Origin of the sequence: Trichlorobacter ammonificans (assembly GCF_933509905.1) — a bacterium.
GTDB classification, from domain to species: Bacteria; Desulfobacterota; Desulfuromonadia; order Geobacterales; family Pseudopelobacteraceae; genus Trichlorobacter; species Trichlorobacter ammonificans.
Genome location: NZ_OW150024.1, coordinates 1,415,453 through 1,432,955, shown reverse-complemented (window position 1 = coordinate 1,432,955; position 17,503 = coordinate 1,415,453). Strand labels below are relative to the sequence as shown.

Sequence of the window (17,503 nt, the reverse complement as noted above, 5' to 3'; positions counted from 1 at the left end):
ATGAAACGCTCATTTGAACGTCAGAACAACCAGCTGCGTCCGGTCACCATGACCCGTCACTTCATCAAACATCCGGAAGGCTCGGTACTGGTGGAGTTCGGTGATACCCGCGTCATCTGCACCGCGTCGGTGGAGGAGTCGGTTCCCTCCTTCCTGCGGGGCAAGGGAGCCGGCTGGGTCACCGCCGAATACGCCATGCTTCCCCGAGCCACCCACACCCGGTCGCCCCGGGAGGCTGCCAAGGGAAAACAGTCGGGCCGCACCCTGGAAATCCAGCGCCTGATCGGCCGCTCGCTTCGGGCGGTGACGGATATGGCCAAGCTGGGAGAGCGGACCATCTACATCGATTGCGACGTGATCCAGGCCGATGGCGGCACCCGTACCGCCTCCATCACCGGTGCCTGGGTGGCCCTGGCCGATGCGGTGCAGACCTTGCTGCGCCAGGGGCGGATCGCCGAAAATCCGCTGAAGGAGGCGGTGGCGGCGGTGAGCGTCGGCATCGTCGGCGGCGAGGCGTTACTGGATCTGGACTACACCGAGGACTCCGGTGCCGAAGTGGATATGAACTTCGTGATGACCTCGTCGGGACGTTTTGTGGAGATCCAGGGGACCGCCGAGGCAGAGCCGTTCACCATCGAACAGATGGACGCCATGCGCTCCCTGGCCATGGAGGGGATCAGCCGCCTGTTCGCCATCCAGCAGGAGACGCTGCAACCATGAAACAGCTGCTGGTAGCCACCCGCAACCGGGGGAAGATGAAGGAGATCGGTGCCTATCTCAAGGACAGCGTTGAGGAGCTGCTCTGCCTTGTTGATCTGCCCCATCTCCCGGAAACCGTTGAGGACGGCACCACCTTTGCCGAGAATGCCCTGAAAAAGGCCCGCGAGGCCTCGGCGGCAAGCGGTCTGCCGGTGATCGCCGACGACTCCGGCCTCACCGTGGATGCCCTGAACGGCTTGCCCGGCGTGATCTCGGCCCGCTACGCCGGTGAACCCAGCAACGACGAAGCCAACAACCGCAAACTGCTGCGGGAGTTAAAGGATATCCCCGCCGACCGACGCGGCGGTGCCTTTGTCTGCATGTTGGCATTCGTGCATCCCGACGGCACCGAGGCCCTCTTTGAAGGGAAGATCGCCGGCAGAATCCTGGAAACTCCCCGGGGTGACGGCGGTTTCGGCTATGACCCGCTGCTGTTGATTCCCGATCAGAACGCCACCATGGCCGAACTGTCGGTGGAGCAGAAAAACCGGATCAGTCACCGGGGACAGGCGCTGCGCGCCTTCAGTGCGTGGCTTCGGGAGTCGGGGCGGTGACCCTCTGGCTGGTAAAACGGGTGGCCATGCTGGTTCCCCTGCTGCTGGGAATCACCCTGATCACCTTTACCGTCATCCATCTGGCCCCCGGCGAGCCGGTGGATATGCAGATGGCCATGAACCCCAAGGTGGGCAAGGAAGCCCGGGAACGGCTCACTAAGTTCTACGGCCTGGACCAGCCGCTGCACGTGCAGTACCTCACCTGGCTGAAAAAACTGTCCCACCTTGATTTCGGCCGCTCCTTCTCCAGTGATAACCGGCCGGTGCTGGACAAAATCGCCGAGCGGCTGCCGATCACCGTATCCCTCAACATCATTGCCCTGATCATTGAATTCGGCCTGGCCATCCCCATCGGCATCCTGGCCGCCGTGCACCGTAACTCGCTCCTGGACAAGGGGCTGACGGTGTTTGTGTTTCTGGGGTTTGCCGTGCCCACCTTCTGGCTGGCACTACTGCTGATGTACTTCTTCGGGGTCAAGCTGAACTGGCTGCCGATCTCCGGTCTGCACACCCTGGGATACGAGGCTTACGGCTGGTTCGGCCGTCTCTGGGATCTGACGAAACACCTGATCCTGCCGGTCTGCGTGGCCTCCTTCGGCTCCCTGGCCGGGGTTTCCCGGTACATGCGTTCCGCCATGTTGCAGGTGATTGGCCAGGACTACATCACCACGGCCCGGGCCAAGGGGCTGTCGGAGCGGGTGGTCGTCTGGAAGCACGGCCTGCGCAACGCCCTGCTGCCGCTCATCACCCTGGCCGGTTTTTCCATCCCCGGCCTGATCGGCGGCAGCGTAATTTTCGAGACCATCTTCGCCATCCCCGGCATGGGACAGCTGTTCTACCAGGGGGTGATGGCCCGTGACTATCCGGTGGTGATGGGGATTCTGGTCATCGGTGCCGGCTTGACCCTGATCGGCAACCTGGTGGCCGATTTGGGCTACGCCCTGGCCGACCCGCGCATCCGCCAGGGAACGAGGGACTAGCCGATGCTCACCGGCTTCAGACACTCCTATCTGGCCGCCGTCTTCTGGCCTCGCCTGCGCAGGAACCGCCTGGCCATGGTTGGCGGCGGCGTGGTGCTATTGCTCTTTCTGATATCGCTCTGCGCACCGTTGCTTGCCCCCTACGATCCCAACGAGATCAACGCCTGGCAGGTGCTTTCCCCCCCCTCCTGGTCCCACTGGTTCGGTACGGACGAGCTGGGACGGGACGTATTCAGCCGGGTACTCTTCGGCGCGCGCATCTCTCTCAAGGTGGGCCTGGTGGCCATCGGCATCGCTGTACTGCTGGGATCGCTGGTGGGCCTGGTGGCCGGCTACTACGGCGGCTGGGTGGATACCATCCTGATGCGGCTGGTGGACATCATGCTCTGTTTTCCGGCCTTTTTCCTGATTCTTGCCATCATTACCTTCCTGGAGCCTTCCATCTGGTACATCATGGCGGTGATCGGCCTGACCGGCTGGATGGGGGTAGCACGGCTGGTACGGGCGGAAACCCTGGCAATCCGGGAAATGGACTACATCATGGCGGCCCGCTGCAGCGGTGCCTCCGACGCCCGGATCATCCTGCGCCACATTCTGCCCAATGCCCTGTCGCCGGTGCTGGTGGCGGCAACCCTGGGGGTGGCCGGCGCCATCCTGACCGAATCTGCCCTCTCCTTTCTGGGGATCGGCGTACAACCTCCCACCGCCAGTTGGGGAAACATCCTCACCTCCGGCAAGGACTACATCGAGTTTGCCTGGTGGCTGTCTCTCTTTCCCGGTCTGGCCATCCTGCTTACCGTGCTGGCGTACAACCTGCTGGGAGAAGGGATCCGGGATGCCCTTGACCCCAGAACTTCCACCTGACCATTAACGGATTTCAATCTTATGAACAACGATGCCCGTGTACCCGAATTTCACCTCACGCAATTCGACTTCACCACCCTCGAGGAAGAACTGCAGGTGGATCAGCACTGCCGCAGCCTGCTGCAGTGTTTTCATGCCTGGCTGCTGCAGGGGGGACTTACGCCGGAGCAGGCTTCCGAACGTGCGTACTGCGTCGATTACTACCTGCGGGATTACCTGATGGACACGCTCTGCTGGAACATTCTGCGGGTACGGCCCCGACTGGTGCGCTGTTTCGGTGGCACCTGGTACATCATCCGTACCATGGAACCTGAGTTCAGGCTGCTTGAACAGCATCTCAACGCTATTCTCGCCTGGTATCGCTACCTGCAGGAATCCAGTTTGATTACAATGGATGAATATCTCCTGGTCGAAGCAGAATGCAGCGACCGGGAATGGTATCGCCGGCGCGTCGACAGCTTTCTGGATTTGAAGGCCGATCAGTACGATGCCTGGGAGCGGGGCTGCTCGCTCCGCAGCCTTGTGGAAGAGGTGAAACACGTATGAAACCGGTGATTATAACGATTCTTGAGCAGGTACATCAGCGCAGGGACTGGTTTTTCGACTTCGACGGCGCCGAATTTGCCGAAGCCATACAGGACTTGACCAACGAGCTGATGCCGCTGGGTATCGCACTTGAAGTCAGACACAACCGTGAGGTGGTCATCACGGTCAACAGCTATGCCGACCTCTTGAACAGTGTCAAGGTCTCTTCCCCCCGGGACAACCACCACAACCAGTGCGTCGGCCACATTATCGGCAAGAGTGAACACCTTCATATCGTTGAAGATATCAGCAAGGCTGTCCGCAGAATCGCTTTTGCCCCCGAGACCATCGCGCCTGATGCCGCCTTCCGCAAGGTCTGCCACAACTGCGGCTGCGGCTGCTAACGCAACGACGGCCACCCGTCCGGTTGACTTTAGTGAAGGAATGCCGTAACAATCGGCTGTGAACGAAGACGATTCATTTCGTCGACTTTCCCAGGAGGGGGTCAGATGTCCCAGGTTGAACTGCCGGAAACCGTAAAAAAACTAATCGCTTCCCAGCCGATCGAACTGCCGATCTTTCATCCGGTTGCGCTCAAGTTACAGCGGATGCTGTCGGATTATGATTTTACCGTCGACGAAGTTGCCCAAGTTTCCAATGAAGATCAGGCATTGGCCAGCCAGATGCTCAAAATGGCCAACTCGCCGATGTACATGGGACGCACCAAGGTTGCCACCATCAAGGAAGCGGTGATCCGCCTCGGTGCCCAGCAGGTGATCAACATCGCCATCGCCGCCTCGCAGGCCGCTGCCCATGCGTCCGAAAATCCGGCACTGAACAGCTACATGAAGGCACTCTGGCAGCACAGCCACGGCGCCGCACTGGGTGCCCGCTGGCTGGCTCATAACTGCGGCATGCGCGGCATTGCCGACGAAATCTACCTGGCGGCGCTGCTGCACGACGTGGGCAAACTGTATCTGCTGAAGGCGATTGAGCGGCTGGTCAAGGCGGGCGTGATCAGCTCCATGTTCGACGATGAACTGATCCGGGAGATTTTCGAGGTCATGCATGTGGAACAGGGACACCGTCTGATGCAGCACTGGAACTTTCCCGCGATGTACTGTGATGTGGTCCGTGACCATCACTGTGAGCAGTGGGACCCGATCAACAAAATGCTGGCCATCGTCCGGCTGGTGAACCTGGCCTGTCACCGGATCGGGCTGGGCCTGAAACATACACCGGTAATGAATCTGTTGCGTACCCTTGAAGCAGAAGTGCTGGATTTGGGCGAAATGCAGATCGCCGAACTGGAAGCTCTGCTCGAAGACTCACGCGACGCGGAGTTTTGATCCCTCTTCCCCCGCTCTCTTCAACGCCGCCCTCGCAGCTTCCTGCTGAGCGGCTTTTTTGCTGCGTCCTGTGCCCGTTCCCCAGACGGTACCATCAACGCTGACACCAACGGTATAGCGGCGATCGTGAGGTGGGCCCTCCTCCGCCAGCAATTCGTAGTACGGTGCACCGAGGCGTTGAGCAGCCAGCCATTCCTGCAAGCGGCTTTTCGGATCATTGGGCAACGTCGTCGCGGTCACGTCGTCCAGCAACGGGGCGTACAACGCCTCGACAACGGATCGTGCCGCCGGCAGGCCGCCATCGAGGTAAATGGCGCCAATCACCGCTTCAAGGACATCAGCCAGGATGGACGGTTTATCCCGACCACTGTCGCGTTCCTCCCCCCTGCCCAGCAGGATATGGGGGGCGATGTCAGCGGTAAGAGCCAGCTCAGCAAGCCGGGTCTGATCGACCAGCGATGCGCGCAACCGGGAAAGTTCCCCTTCCCCGAGGTGGGCAAAACGCTGATAGAGCAGGTCGGCCAGCAACAGCCCCAACACGGCATCTCCCAAAAACTCGAGGCGTTGGTAGTCACCGCCTTCCTGCGCTTCATTGAAGCGGGAGGGATGGGTCAGAGCGGTACGCAGCAACGATTCGTCAGAAAAACTGTGACCGAGCATATTCTGGAGCGATACCGACATCGGCCTCCCCTCTGCAACGCGTCAGCAACAGAAAAGGGGTTAAGCCTCAATTGCTTAACCCCTTGATTTTTTTGGAGGCGACGAGCGGATTTGAACCGCTGAATAAAGGTTTTGCAGACCTCTGCCTTACCACTTGGCTACGTCGCCATCATCCGTTACGGAAACGTTTTTATACGTGTTTTTTTGTCGAACTGTCAAGGCTATTTTCTTGAACAGATCAAAACAGCCTGTGAGCCCCAAAACCACGCCGTGGTAACGGCAACACTTTTACGACGGCCAGGAAAGGGCACCACGCGGGCAGGCCGCAACGCAGCTGGAACATTTGATGCAGTCGCGATGGGGCACCAGGCCATCGCCACGATGTTCGGCTATGGAAAATCCCATGGGGCACTGTTTTTCGCAGGCACCGCACTGCCGGCAATCTGCAGCGATCTCAAGTCGGTACTTGCCCCCCCCCACAGCGGCGGCAAACGTACCCACCGGACAGAATGAACACCAGGTGCGGGCGCGATAGATCATCCCCAACGGCACGCCAATGGCGGTGGTAATCAGGCACATGCTCCAGAAGACCCGTCCCCAGTGTTGCCAATCCCCGGGATTCTGGCTAATCCGCCATGTCATGAAGCTCATCAGCACCACCATCACTCCCCAACGGAAATCGGAACGGTACATGAACGCAGGCAACGGGCGTTTTCCGGCAAAATATCCAAACAGGGTGTCATAGAAGCTTCCCCGGGGGCAAACGTTTCCACAGACATACCGCCCCCGGAACAGCCCGCCCACCATGCCGGTAGCCATGGCAACGGGAACGGCAAACCCCAATAACGGATACTTCCACCCCAGTAGAATGACGGTCACCATGAACAGCCCCAACAGCCAGCGGTGTAACGGCTTGGTGATGGGCAACTCCACGGGAAGCAAATCAGCAGCAGCTTTCATAAAACCCCCTCAATATAATTGCAATCATATATATGGTTTTATGAATATATTGTCAATAGAATTTTCTGCGCTGTGTTCTGGTCACTGATGGCGATGTTCGCGCCGGATATGGCGCATCGGCTTGAAGAGTGGGCCACCGTTGCAGGAGCTGCATTCCAGCTGAATGGTGGTATGGGTGATGTGAAAGTCGCGGGCCAGAACCTGTTCGATCCGGTGCAGCAGGCTTCCCCGCTCCTCTTCGTGGCCCGGCTGCACCTCCACGTGAACCGAGAGAGCGATGATATGGGAGCAGACTGACCAGAGGTTGAGGTGATGCAGGTCCGCCACCCCTTCCACCTCCTTGATGCGCTGAGCAACCTGCTCCAGCGACATGCCGGGTGGGACCCCCTCCATCAGGATATGGACGGCATCCCGCAGGACCCGCCAGGCTCCGACCATGATCAGCAGGCCGATGGCGATGGAAATGAGTGCATCGAGCTGATACCAGCCGGTAAAAAGCATGACAAGCGCGCCGACAATGACTCCCAGGGAGGCAACGGCGTCCCCCAGCACATGAAGAAAGGCACTTTTAACGTTCAGATCGTCGTGGGCATGGTCGTGCAGCCCCCTGGCCGCCAGCAGGTTGGCTAGCAGCCCCAGCACGGCAATGATCAGCATCGGTACCGTCTTGACCTCTTCGGGGGCGACCATGCGCTTGCCTCCCTCGTAGAGGATTACCAGTGCCATAACCAGTACCGTCAGGCCGTTCAGGAACGCTGCCAGAACCTCCGCCCGGTGCCAACCAAACGAATGACGGGCAGTGGGGGGCTGAGCCGCCAGTTTGATGGCCCCCAGGGAGAGTAGCAGGGCAAAGAGGTCGAGAAAGAGGTGGCCGGCGTCGGAGAGCAGCGCCAGGGAGTTGGCCCATATCCCGCCGACAATCTCGGCGGCAAAGGTGCTGCCGGTGAGCAGGATGGCAATGATGAGCCGACGTGATATGGTCTGGTCAAGGGCGGTCATGGCCGGTGCCGATCAATGGCGGAGCTGGGTGCAGCCCTGCGGCGTCAGATCCGGCTGACCCGGTCGCCGGGCCTGACGGTGCCGGCGGTGATCACTTTTGCAAAAATCCCTTCCTTGGGCATGACGCAGTCGCCGGCCTGGTAATAGATGGCGCAACGGGTGTGACACTCCTTGCCGATCTGGGTCACTTCCAGCAGGGCTTCACCCACCTGCAGCCTGCTACCCACCGGCAGCGCAGGCAGATCAATACCACTGGTGGTGATGTTCTCGGCAAAGTCACCGGTGGTCACCTCCAGCCCCAAAGCCCGCATCTTGTCGATGCTTTCCTGAGCCAGCAGACTCACCTGGCGATGCCAGTCGCCGGCATGGGCGTCCCCCACGATCCCGTGGTCAACCCGTAGCGTCACTTCCGCCACCGGTTTCTTGCGTTCTCCTTTTTTTTCACTGATACAGACCGCAACCACTTGTGCCATCGTTGCCTAGCCTCCCACCTGTGCCATGGTAAAATTCGTGTGCGAATAGCCGTCGCAGGTTATGCCGTGCCCTTCCGGTTTTGTGGCAACAATTCTGCGCAGTGCCGTAGTCAGCCCCTCCGGGTCCGGCGGGCGCAGAAACGGCACCAGATCGGTTTTCTCGTTGGAGAAGAGACAACCCTTGGCCTGCCCCCGTGCGGTGACTCTGATCCGGTTACAGTCGCTGCAGAAGTGACCGGACACGGCCGTAATGATGCCAATGCTCCCTTCGGCACCCGGTATGCGGAAATCGCGGGAAGGACCGGCATAGACTCCCTTGTCAATGGTTTCGAGAGGGTAGTGGTCGGCAATGCGGGCCACGATCTCAACGCCGGAAATGCAGTAACGCTGCCATCCTTCCTCCTTTACCACCGGCATGTATTCGATGAACCGCACCGCGTTGCCACGGCTGCGGGTCAGTTCCACGAAGTCGAGTATTTCGCCGTCATTAACCCCCCTCATGATCACGACATTGATCTTGGGAGGAGGAAAGCCGACGGAGACAGCCGTATCCAGGCCCGCCAGCACCGCATGCAGGTTCCCGCCCCGCGTGATTTCCGCAAAAACGGACGGTTTCAGTGAATCGAGACTGACATTCAGCCGCTGCACACCGGCCCGGTAGAGTTCGCCAGCCATCTGCCGCAGCATCAAGCCGTTCGTGGTCAGTGCCATGTGGCGCAGGCCGGGAAGAGCGGAGAGCTGTTCCAGGAACCCGGTGATACCGGCCCGGACCAGCGGTTCACCACCGGTAATGCGAATCTTTTCAATACCGAGGGAAACGGATGTTTCGGCGATCAAAAACAGCTCTTCAAAGGAAAGTACCGCTTCATGACCGACCTTTTCCACCCCCTCGGCCGGCATGCAGTAGAAACAGCGCATGTTGCAACGGTCGGTGACCGACAGCCGCAGATAATTGATTTTACGTCCGAATTGATCACGCATCGGGCCGCTATCCCTTCTGTCGCTGCATTACGAATTCCGGGCCGGGTCTGCCGGTAAAATATCCCTGGGCATAGTCGATACCCAGTTCCCTGACCGCGCTCAGCACCTCGTCGCTTTCGATGTATTCGGCAATGGTCTGGATACCGAACTCCCGGGCCAGCACCGCCAGTGTCTTGACGAAAGCCATGTCCTTGGCATCTCCCAGCATGTTGCGCACGAACAATCCCTCGATCTTGACGAAGTCGATGGGCAGGCGCCGGATATACTGGAACGAGGAGAATCCTGAGCCAAAATCGTCAATGGCGAACTTGAACCCCTCCAGCTTGAGATCCTGTACGAAGTGCTCCAGCAGGGTCATGTTCTTGACCGTTTCCCGCTCGGTGATTTCGAAGACCACCCGGTCATGGCGGATTTGGTAGCGATTGGCCAGCTTAATGACCGAGGGAACAAACTCTTTCAAAATCAGCGACTTGGGCGAAAGATTCACGAACAGGTAGCCGTCGTACCCGACGGTACGGGCTTTTTCAAAAACCTTCTCCATCAGGATGGCGTCAAGCCGGCTGACCACGGTCAGTCGCTCGGCTATTTCAATGAACTCCGATGCCGGCACCACCTTGCCGTCCACCACGATCCGGCAGAGCACCTCGTGACAGGCGATAAGGCCGCTGTCGGTAGCCACAATCGGCTGGAAATAGGGAATGATCTGCCGCTCCTCCAAAGCCTGCATCAGCATCCGCGACATCTCGTTGCTTTTCTGGAATACCTCCACCACATCGTCGTTGGTGGGGACGATGATACAGTTTTTCCCCAGTCCCTTTGCCTTGTAGGTCATGTTATCGGCGAACATGAACAGGTCTTTCTCATTTTCGGCATGTTCCGGAAAAACCGCATAACCGATTGAAGCGGTGCCTCTGATCTTGGAGCCGTCAGCACTGACCATGGTCAGCGACTCCATGGCCTCCCTGATCCGGTCCGCCACCATGTAGACCTGCTCCTGGTCGGTTTCCGGCAACACGATGGCGAACTCATCACCGCCGTAGCGGGACAGGATGTCACCTTGCCGGAGACAATCGTGGATGGTGTCGGCAATCTGGCCTAGATACTTGTCCCCCACCAGATGACCGTAGGTGTCGTTGATATGCTTGAAATTGTCCAAGTCGATCACCAGCAGGCCGAAGGTGTAGGAATGACGCTTGGCACGACCGATCTCGTACCCCAGCAGTTCCCAGAAGACCCGCTGGTTGTAGAGGTTGGTCAGTGGATCGCGGGTGGCGTAGTATTCCAGGTCGCGGGTATATTTGTAGATCGCCTTAATGGAGCCCACCACGTTGAGCAGGGTGGTCAGGATGCTGTTGATCACCAGGGAGCGGATCGGATCCATCATGATCTGGGACTGCACACCGATCCCCACCACGCCGCCGATCTGGGGCCGCTCAAGGTAGAGGGACTTGGTCTCCAGCTCGATCTCATGACGGTCGAGCTCAAGCGGCGCTCCCGTTTCTGACGAGATATTGTGAATAACCTGGATGGTGGCACCGGGCCGGCAGCGCAGATTTTCGTGGTCGGCCTGGTTGCGGATGATCTCCTCCATGATGCTGCGGGTGAGCGGCGATGGCGGCGAGGCCCAGAAAACCTCGATATCGTAGCTTTCGTCCTCGATCTGGAAAATGCAGAACAGGGCGTAGGCCGGCATGACCTTGTTGATCTCTTCCAGCAGGTAGCTGACCCGCTCCTTCCAGTCCCGAATGGAGTCACCGGTGATGATGAAGCGCTCCAGCACCTTGATCTCGAACTCCAGCATCTCTTTGCCCACCGCCACATCCTTGATCCGCTGGACAAAGGCACCGAAACCGCTAAACACCGTCTCCAGCTCACCGAACCGGAGAATCTCGCTTTCCGCCTCGATCTCCATTCCCACCTGGGTCAGGTCGGAGACGCGGGTAACAGACTGAACTTTCTCATCCAGACGGGTGACGGCATCCCCCACGTGACGGTTGACGAAACGGGAGACCGACAGCGCCATCAGCAGAGGGATCGGCATCAGCAGGAAGAAGCTGTAGAGCCCCCGACGCACCGTATCGTCACGCATCTCGCGGAAGTCTTCCCGGATATCCAGCACCCCCAGCACCTCCCCCGGCCGTGCCCCCGGATGGCAGCCCAGGCAGCGATCCTCGGCCTTGAAGGGAAAGATATGCTCGAAGCTGTTCAGGGTACGCCGGTGGACGGTGGCACCACTGGTGAATGTCGCGTTCAGGTGGCCTGCCTCACCGGCGGCAGCCGGGAGCGGTGCGCCGGCTTCCGGCCTGCGGTGCAGGATGACGCTGAACTCCTTCGGCAGGTGCTGCCGGTGCTCCTCCAGAATTTTGTCCAGATCTTCGCGGGTAAGCCCCTTCGCCATGGCCTTGGCCAGGGACACCTGAATCTGGCGGGCTATGGTCTGGGAATTGCGGTCGGAGATATCCTGGGCCTGCTGCAGGAATATCCAGGACGAGATTACGATGACGGAAATAAACGTTACGGAAGAAACGATCAGGGTTGCCGTGAAGATAAACCGCTTCAGGGTGGTGGAGGTAAAGAGTATGAATTTTCTGAGCACTGTCATGAGGTACCCCGGGCATGCTGCCGACGATCGTCGAACCGGCAGGCGTTGCGGTCATGACGATCTCTATGGTATTACCGCGACACGCCTGACCGCATCCGTACGGTTCCCCAGCCGGCCGGGAGCCGTGCGACACCTGCTCAGCGCTCCCGCCCCCCGGTACAGGTTTCGTACAGTAATCCCTGCAGGACGGTTGCCGCCGCGGCACCGGTCTTTACCGCCAGGTCGCAGCGAAAGAAACGCTCGAACAGGTCCCGCAGCTCGCCGACTGGGTAGCGCTTGGCCTGGGAAAGCTGCTCCCCCAGAAAATAGCTGGATATTTTGAGCTGGGCACCGATCTCCGCAGGTGGCAACTTCCTGTCCGCGAGTTCCCGTATCCGCCAGATTCGCCGAAAATGGCTGGACAGTGCCCCCAGAATCATCGGGGCTTCCTCGCCGTTCTGCAGCATTGCCTGCAGCGTGCCCATCGCCCGGGAAAGGTTCTTTTCTCCCAGAAAACGGGCCAGTTCAAAGGCGCTGAACGATTTGCTCTGGCTGACGATACTGCGTACATCCTCCAGGGTAATGGCAGGACGGTTCCCCACGTACAGGCTCGCCTTCTCCACCTGCGACACCAGCTCCTGCAGGTTGTTGCCCACCAGAAACGCCAGCAGTTCGGCTCCGGAACTCTCGATTTTCTTGCCGTGACCGGCTGCCTCGGCAGTGATGAAGGGGGTCAGACGATTTTCGTACAGCTTTTTGAACTCAAGGCTGCCCGGCCGCTTCTTCAATTCGGCGAAAAACTTGCGCCGCAGGTCCGGCTTGGCGGCAAGGAACAACAAGCAGGTTTCAGGACAAGGGTTGGCGAGATAGGAGAGCAGCCCTTCCTGGGTGGCGGCCGGTAGTTTGTCAGCCTGCCTGACCACCACGACCCGGCGCTCGGCAAACATCGGCAGCGTTTGCGCGGTATCGAGGATCTCGGTGCCCCGGCAGTCGCCGCCATAGTAGATATTGAGGTTGAAATCCCGCATGGCCGGGTCCACGCCCTTGTCCATGATCAGTCGGCCGGCCCGTTCAACCAGAAACGGCTCCTCGCCGTAGAGAAAGTAGATCGGCTGGAACTCGTTCCGGGCCAGCTGTTTTTCCAGTTCCTGTTCGTTCATGGCCGGGACCGCGGCGACGTCGCTCTTTCAACCCGGTTCCTGCCGGTATTCTTGGCCACGTACAGCGCATTGTCGACACGCTGGATGAATTCGTCAATGCTGCTGCCAACACTGAACTCGCCCACACCGAAGCTGATGGTTATCCGTATCGGTTGCCGGTCCCAGACGATCTCCTTTTCACGGACCGCGGCGGCCAGCTTTTCCGCCACCACCACCGCCTGATCCAGTGAAGTTTCCGGCAGCAGGATCATAAACTCCTCACCGCCCCAGCGGGCGCAGACATCCTCGCTGCGCAGCTTGTCCCGCAACCGGCTCGCCACTTGGCGCAGCACCCGGTCACCGGCCAGGTGACCGAAGGTATCGTTGATCTGCTTGAACAAGTCCAAGTCACCCAGGAGCAGGGAAAAAGTCTTATGGTGACGCTCCGACCGTTTCACTTCGATGCCGAGCTGGTTGAGCATCTCCATTCGGTTGGCCAGTCCGGTAAGGATGTCGGTGCGCACCATCAGCTCTAGCCGCATGTTCAGATCACGCAGTTGAAACTGGTAGGAATCGCTGATGGTGACGATCTTGTTGAAGCGCCGCAGCAATTTCGCGTACCGGGAGACGATCTTCTCCAGCTCCGGAGCCAGGGGATTGCCGTCGCCGGTTATCCGTTGCAGCAGTACCTTCATCTCCTGCAGCGGCTCATCAGCGGCCACGTCATTTCGTTGCTGGCGGCCCGGCCGGGAACAGACGGTCGGATCGGCTGCCTGCTCCCGCTCTCCCAACCTGCTGTAGGTACTCTTGATACAGTCGGGACAGATGCCATGGCTGAACATGATGTCAACATGGCTGCTGAAATAGCTTTCCAGCCGCTGCCAGTAGTCGTCGTCCGTCCGTACCTTGTGGCAGTACATGCAGATCGGCAGCGCCACCTCGCTCAACTGACGCAGTTTGAGGGCCGCATGCTCCAGCTTCTGCGTTACTTCCTTCAGTTCCTGCTGGTAGGTGTCGCTGATAGCCAGGGTTTTGTACAGTTGATGATACAGCTTGCCGTAGCTGTCGGACAGGGCAGAATACTCCGCCAGCAACTCGGCTCGCTCCGCCGGGGGGGCGGCAAGCACCGCTTCCATCCGGAGCAGCGTCGCGTCGGACGGTGGTGCCGCCTGACTCTTTTTTTTCTTGGCCTTGATCATTTATTCAGGGCAACAATCTCAAAGGGGAAGGTAACCTCTTCGCAAAACTCCTCGGCCAGCTCGAAGGAGCGAGGGTTTTCAAGGTCGTAGCGCCAGATGATCGAGACATCGACACCTTTGCCGAATGCTTCCTCCATGGCGTCCAGTACGTCCAGCATGCATTTGATGCTGCTGCTGTTCAGGTAAGTCACCGTAATATCAAGAGAGAGCTTCCGTCCCTGCTGCAGATACTGCCGCAGCCAGGCCAGAACCGGTGTGTAGAAGGCAAAGGAGTTCTCCGGATAGGACTCGCCGGCGATGCACAGCGTATGCCGGGATTCGTCGAACCGGACAAGCGGTGTCGAAGGAGTCTGCGGTATGGTAAGTGCGTCCATAGTGGTGTTGTTCCCTCAGGTCAGATATAGGCAGTCAGGCTGAAAAAGACGAACTGGTCGTTGACATTCCGTGTCGAGCAGACCATGGGCGCCGCGGAACGCTTGGCGATCTCCAGCAGACCGAGTCCCGCCCCCAGGGAATCGGACGGTACCTCCCGGCGCATGACCTCCTTGTACTGGCGTTTCAGCTCCTCCGGCGTCAAGGCGTTGATCTCGGTAATCCTCGCACAGAGCGCTTCACTGTCGGCACGCAGTACCATGTTACCGGACGAAATGGCGTACCCGCCGTCGCCCCAGCGGGCAATGGTAATGATGGAAGAGGCCGCCTCGCTTTTGGACAACTCCCGCAGGGTGAGATAGTTACGCACGTTCTGGGCAAGTTCGATGTACACGGCAAACACATCCAGCACCGCTGCCTTGCCGATGTTCTCGGCCGCCAGGTGATTGCGGAGGGCCGTTCCGATCTCCTCGATGATGCTGTGGGAAAACGGACCATTGAAACAGATCATCATGCCCGACTCGGCAAACTGTTCACGCAGGTTGTACAGATCCATGATCCATCCTTTCTGTTACAGTCGAAATCCGAATATCGTAATATCGTCGCGCTGCCGCCGGGAGCCGCGCCATTCCGTGATGCGCTGCTCGAACAGCTCCGTGCGGCGCACCAGCGGAAGTGTCGGCTGCTCCGTCAGCAGTTCACGAAAGCGGGAGCTGCCGAAGCCGTAGCCGTGGGGACCGCCACCTTCATCCAGAAAGCCGTCGGTGGTCAGGTACAAGCAGGCAGCAGCTGTGAGATCGAGGTGGCTGGTACGGTATACAAAGGCCGGGTCGCTGCCGCTGTACCCCACCCGCTGACGATCGCCCCTGATCTCCCGCAGTTCGCCGTTCTCGACACAGTACAGCGAAATACCGGCACCGGCAAAGGAAAGGCGGTGTTGACCAGTGTCAATGCAACAGAGACCAATGTCAAGTCCCGCATCGACCAGGCTGTCCCCATCCTGGCGCAGACGCAACGTCTCCTGCAACAGTCGGCTGGTTTCGCGCAGGATACGGGACGGATCATCGGCGCAGACCGTGTCCACGATATGGTTCAGTACCGCGTTCACGGTCATGGTCATGAAAGCGCCGGGAACACCGTGACCGGTGCAGTCCAGCACCGCCAACAGCGCAATCCCTTCCCGCGGTTCCCGCAACCAGTAGAGGTCGCCTCCCACAATATCACAGGGCTGGTACAGGACGGACCATTCCCGGAAAACCCGGTCGAGCCGGCGCGGGTCGGGCAGAATGGAAGCCTGGATTACCCGCGCGTACTGCAGACTTTCTGTGATTCGAGCCTGGGACGCCTCCAGTTGTTCGTTCACGCGGGTCAATTCCGCGGTCCGCTGTCGCACCCGTTCTTCGAGGTGCGCCGTATGGTCGCGTACGGTGGCGGCCATACTGTTGAAGCTCTCCGTCAGGACACCAATTTCGTCCTGCTGCCGCACCGGCAGCGCCACGTCATAGGTGCCGGCGGCCACGGCATGGGAGGCGTCGTTCAGTTGCTTGAGCGGCTGCAGCACCAGACGGTGCACCTGGTAGCCGATGACGGCGACGACCAGGGCCAGCGAGAGCACACTGATCAGCATGATCGGGTAGAAGGTAGCGGAACCGAGCACGTGGGAGACATCCACCAGCACCAGATTGTACCAGCCGATCTCCGGCATGTAGGCCGCAGCGGCCAGCGCCCTCCCCCCTGTCAGCTCAAGCGGAAACACCGCCACCTGCTGCCGTTTTTCCGCCAGTTCCCGCAGGCTGATTTTGAGCTGTTCGGCGGCAGCACCGTCCCGCATCAGCGAAAAGATGGTGATCTTTTTGGCTGCGTCCTGTTCCTGGGCATTCCGCTCCACCAGGGCTTGATCACGATGAGCCTGTATGACGCCCCGACCATCGATCAGGATAGTGCTGGTACCGGTTTCAGCGTTCTGAACGATTTCGTTCAGAAAACTGCTCAGATCCAGACCGGTGCCGCCGACGCCGATCTTGCGCCCCGCGTCATCCCGGATGATCACGTTGATCCAGAGCTTTGCCTGGCGGATCAAAATATTGTAGTCAAGGTTCAGCGCAAAGGTTTCAACTTTGCGCAAGGTGTCAAAATACCAGGAATCGGCGGTCCGGTCCGTGCTCAATACCGAGGTATGGGGCCGGGCCGGTGGCGCTGAGTGGTCGGCATTGAAATACCGCAGATCAACGCTGCGGGCCACGAAGTAGTTATGGTTACGAAAAAACCGTCGGTAGCTTTCAAGCTGTTCCAGTGCTGCCGCCTGGTATTCCCCGCTCCGACCCGTCGCGACCCAGCGCCTGATGATCCCGTCATCGGCAAGCTTGAGGGACAGGGCCACTTCACGGTCAATGATCGCCAGGATCTTGTTCCGGTCGTGGAGCGCCTGCCTGCTGGCGACCCGCAATGCGAACTCATTGACGATACGGCTGGTAATGACCGAGAACGAATAGAGTACGGCAACGGCGGCGAGCATGAAGACCGCAGCAATGATCAGCATGAACTTTGTTCTGAGGTTCAAATGCTTCATGAACGTGATCGCTCCCCCGGCCCCGGCGTCAGTACTGCTGCTCCATCTGCCAGATCGCCTGCTGCGCCAGCTTGCGGGCCGCAGCCTCAAGGGCGGCATCCTCGCTTCTGCGTTGTTGTTCGAGGGAGGAAGAAGCCGGATACTCCTGCCAGGCGGTCAGTGAGCCCTTCCAGAAGGGAGGCGTGCCGGCGGCATCTCCCCGACGCCGCACCGTGATTTCAGCATTGATGGTCAGGCGGTATTCCCGCGCCGTATCGGCGGCCGTATAGCTCACGGCCGTTGACTGATAGCCGATCAAGGTTCCTTCAAGCAGCAGATCGGCAGTTTCCGGTGATGATGCGGCCATGATACCGCGCTGGGCCGCAAACTGCTCAAACAGCGCCCGCTTGAGCGCCACGCTGCCAAGCGGGTACACGGTGGTGTTCCTGAAGAACGGCACCCAGACCGTGCTGCCCGCCGCAAGCCGCGCCCCCTGATCAGCGGTAAAGCGGTACCCGCATCCCGCCACCAGGGTGAGCAGCAGCACGAGCAGCGCTCCG

The 17,503-nt window shown here is 59.5% G+C and carries 19 protein-coding genes and 1 tRNA gene; 7 read left to right on the top strand and 13 right to left on the bottom strand.

The genetic code is table 11. The annotated features are described in order from the left end of the window. From rph to RAK07_RS06555, 7 genes are all read left to right on the top strand, one after another. The gene (gene rph, locus RAK07_RS06585) at window positions 1-720 is read left to right on the top strand and encodes a ribonuclease PH (RefSeq protein WP_305732038.1); all 720 of its coding nucleotides are present in this window, start codon (window positions 1-3) and stop codon (window positions 718-720) included. Beyond that, window positions 717-1,313, top strand: a complete 597-nt coding sequence (locus tag RAK07_RS06580; protein ID WP_305732037.1) for an XTP/dITP diphosphatase — start codon at window positions 717-719, stop codon at window positions 1,311-1,313. Before rph ends, RAK07_RS06580 begins: the two co-directional genes overlap by 4 nt. Next, window positions 1,310-2,293: an ABC transporter permease gene (locus tag RAK07_RS06575; RefSeq protein WP_305732036.1), complete on the top strand. Its 984-nt coding sequence runs from the start codon at window positions 1,310-1,312 to the stop codon at window positions 2,291-2,293. Before RAK07_RS06580 ends, RAK07_RS06575 begins: the two co-directional genes overlap by 4 nt. 3 nt (window positions 2,294-2,296) lie before the next feature. Then, a complete protein-coding gene (opp4C, locus tag RAK07_RS06570) occupies window positions 2,297-3,157 on the top strand; it encodes an oligopeptide ABC transporter permease (protein ID WP_305732035.1) in 861 nt (286 codons plus the stop codon). A 21-nt stretch (window positions 3,158-3,178) separates the two neighbouring features. Beyond that, window positions 3,179-3,703 (top strand): hypothetical protein, encoded by a 525-nt coding sequence (locus tag RAK07_RS06565; protein WP_305732034.1) that lies wholly within the window; start codon window positions 3,179-3,181, stop codon window positions 3,701-3,703. Continuing rightward, the gene (locus RAK07_RS06560) at window positions 3,700-4,086 is read left to right on the top strand and encodes a hypothetical protein (protein WP_305732033.1); all 387 of its coding nucleotides are present in this window, start codon (window positions 3,700-3,702) and stop codon (window positions 4,084-4,086) included. The genes RAK07_RS06565 and RAK07_RS06560 overlap by 4 nt, the downstream gene beginning before the upstream one ends. Window positions 4,087-4,191: 105 nt before the next feature. Next, window positions 4,192-5,031 carry an HDOD domain-containing protein gene (locus RAK07_RS06555; RefSeq protein WP_305732032.1) on the top strand — a complete coding sequence of 280 codons (840 nt, stop codon included), beginning with the start codon at window positions 4,192-4,194 and terminating at the stop codon, window positions 5,029-5,031. On the opposite strand, the gene rnc is transcribed toward RAK07_RS06555, so the two are convergent. The 13 genes from rnc to lptE form a co-directional block, all read right to left on the bottom strand. Beyond that, window positions 5,011-5,712 carry a ribonuclease III gene (gene rnc / locus RAK07_RS06550; RefSeq protein WP_305732031.1) on the bottom strand — a complete coding sequence of 234 codons (702 nt, stop codon included), beginning with the start codon at window positions 5,710-5,712 and terminating at the stop codon, window positions 5,011-5,013. The two genes, RAK07_RS06555 and rnc, sit on opposite strands and share 21 nt — an antisense overlap. A 72-nt stretch (window positions 5,713-5,784) precedes the next feature. Next, window positions 5,785-5,859, bottom strand: a tRNA-Cys gene (locus tag RAK07_RS06545). A 120-nt stretch (window positions 5,860-5,979) separates the two neighbouring features. Next, a complete protein-coding gene (locus tag RAK07_RS06540; protein WP_305732030.1) occupies window positions 5,980-6,651 on the bottom strand; it encodes a 4Fe-4S binding protein in 672 nt (223 codons plus the stop codon). Window positions 6,652-6,732: 81 nt separating this feature from the next. After that, entirely contained in the window at window positions 6,733-7,650 is a 918-nt protein-coding gene (locus tag RAK07_RS06535) for a cation diffusion facilitator family transporter (protein ID WP_305732029.1), read from the bottom strand. 44 nt (window positions 7,651-7,694) lie between these two features. After that, complete coding sequence (locus tag RAK07_RS06530; protein ID WP_305732028.1) at window positions 7,695-8,123, bottom strand: MOSC domain-containing protein; 429 nt, start codon at window positions 8,121-8,123, stop codon at window positions 7,695-7,697. A gap of 6 nt (window positions 8,124-8,129) precedes the next feature. Beyond that, window positions 8,130-9,104 (bottom strand): GTP 3',8-cyclase MoaA, encoded by a 975-nt coding sequence (gene moaA, locus RAK07_RS06525; RefSeq protein WP_305732027.1) that lies wholly within the window; start codon window positions 9,102-9,104, stop codon window positions 8,130-8,132. Between the two features lie 7 nt (window positions 9,105-9,111). After that, window positions 9,112-11,706: a putative bifunctional diguanylate cyclase/phosphodiesterase gene (locus RAK07_RS06520; RefSeq protein WP_305732026.1), complete on the bottom strand. Its 2,595-nt coding sequence runs from the start codon at window positions 11,704-11,706 to the stop codon at window positions 9,112-9,114. Window positions 11,707-11,843: 137 nt separating this feature from the next. Continuing rightward, the gene (gene holA / locus RAK07_RS06515; protein WP_305732025.1) at window positions 11,844-12,845 is read right to left on the bottom strand and encodes a DNA polymerase III subunit delta; all 1,002 of its coding nucleotides are present in this window, start codon (window positions 12,843-12,845) and stop codon (window positions 11,844-11,846) included. Then, the gene (locus tag RAK07_RS06510) at window positions 12,842-14,023 is read right to left on the bottom strand and encodes a diguanylate cyclase (protein WP_305732024.1); all 1,182 of its coding nucleotides are present in this window, start codon (window positions 14,021-14,023) and stop codon (window positions 12,842-12,844) included. Before RAK07_RS06510 ends, holA begins: the two co-directional genes overlap by 4 nt. Further along, window positions 14,020-14,397 (bottom strand): DUF1987 domain-containing protein, encoded by a 378-nt coding sequence (locus RAK07_RS06505; RefSeq protein ID WP_305732023.1) that lies wholly within the window; start codon window positions 14,395-14,397, stop codon window positions 14,020-14,022. The genes RAK07_RS06510 and RAK07_RS06505 overlap by 4 nt, the downstream gene beginning before the upstream one ends. 20 nt (window positions 14,398-14,417) lie before the next feature. Next, the gene (locus RAK07_RS06500) at window positions 14,418-14,951 is read right to left on the bottom strand and encodes a SiaB family protein kinase (RefSeq protein WP_305732022.1); all 534 of its coding nucleotides are present in this window, start codon (window positions 14,949-14,951) and stop codon (window positions 14,418-14,420) included. 15 nt (window positions 14,952-14,966) lie between these two features. Beyond that, window positions 14,967-16,964: a SpoIIE family protein phosphatase gene (locus RAK07_RS06495; protein WP_305732021.1), complete on the bottom strand. Its 1,998-nt coding sequence runs from the start codon at window positions 16,962-16,964 to the stop codon at window positions 14,967-14,969. 28 nt (window positions 16,965-16,992) lie between these two features. Next, entirely contained in the window at window positions 16,993-17,490 is a 498-nt protein-coding gene (lptE, locus tag RAK07_RS06490; protein ID WP_305732020.1) for an LPS assembly lipoprotein LptE, read from the bottom strand. Between the last annotated feature and the right edge of the window lie 13 nt (window positions 17,491-17,503).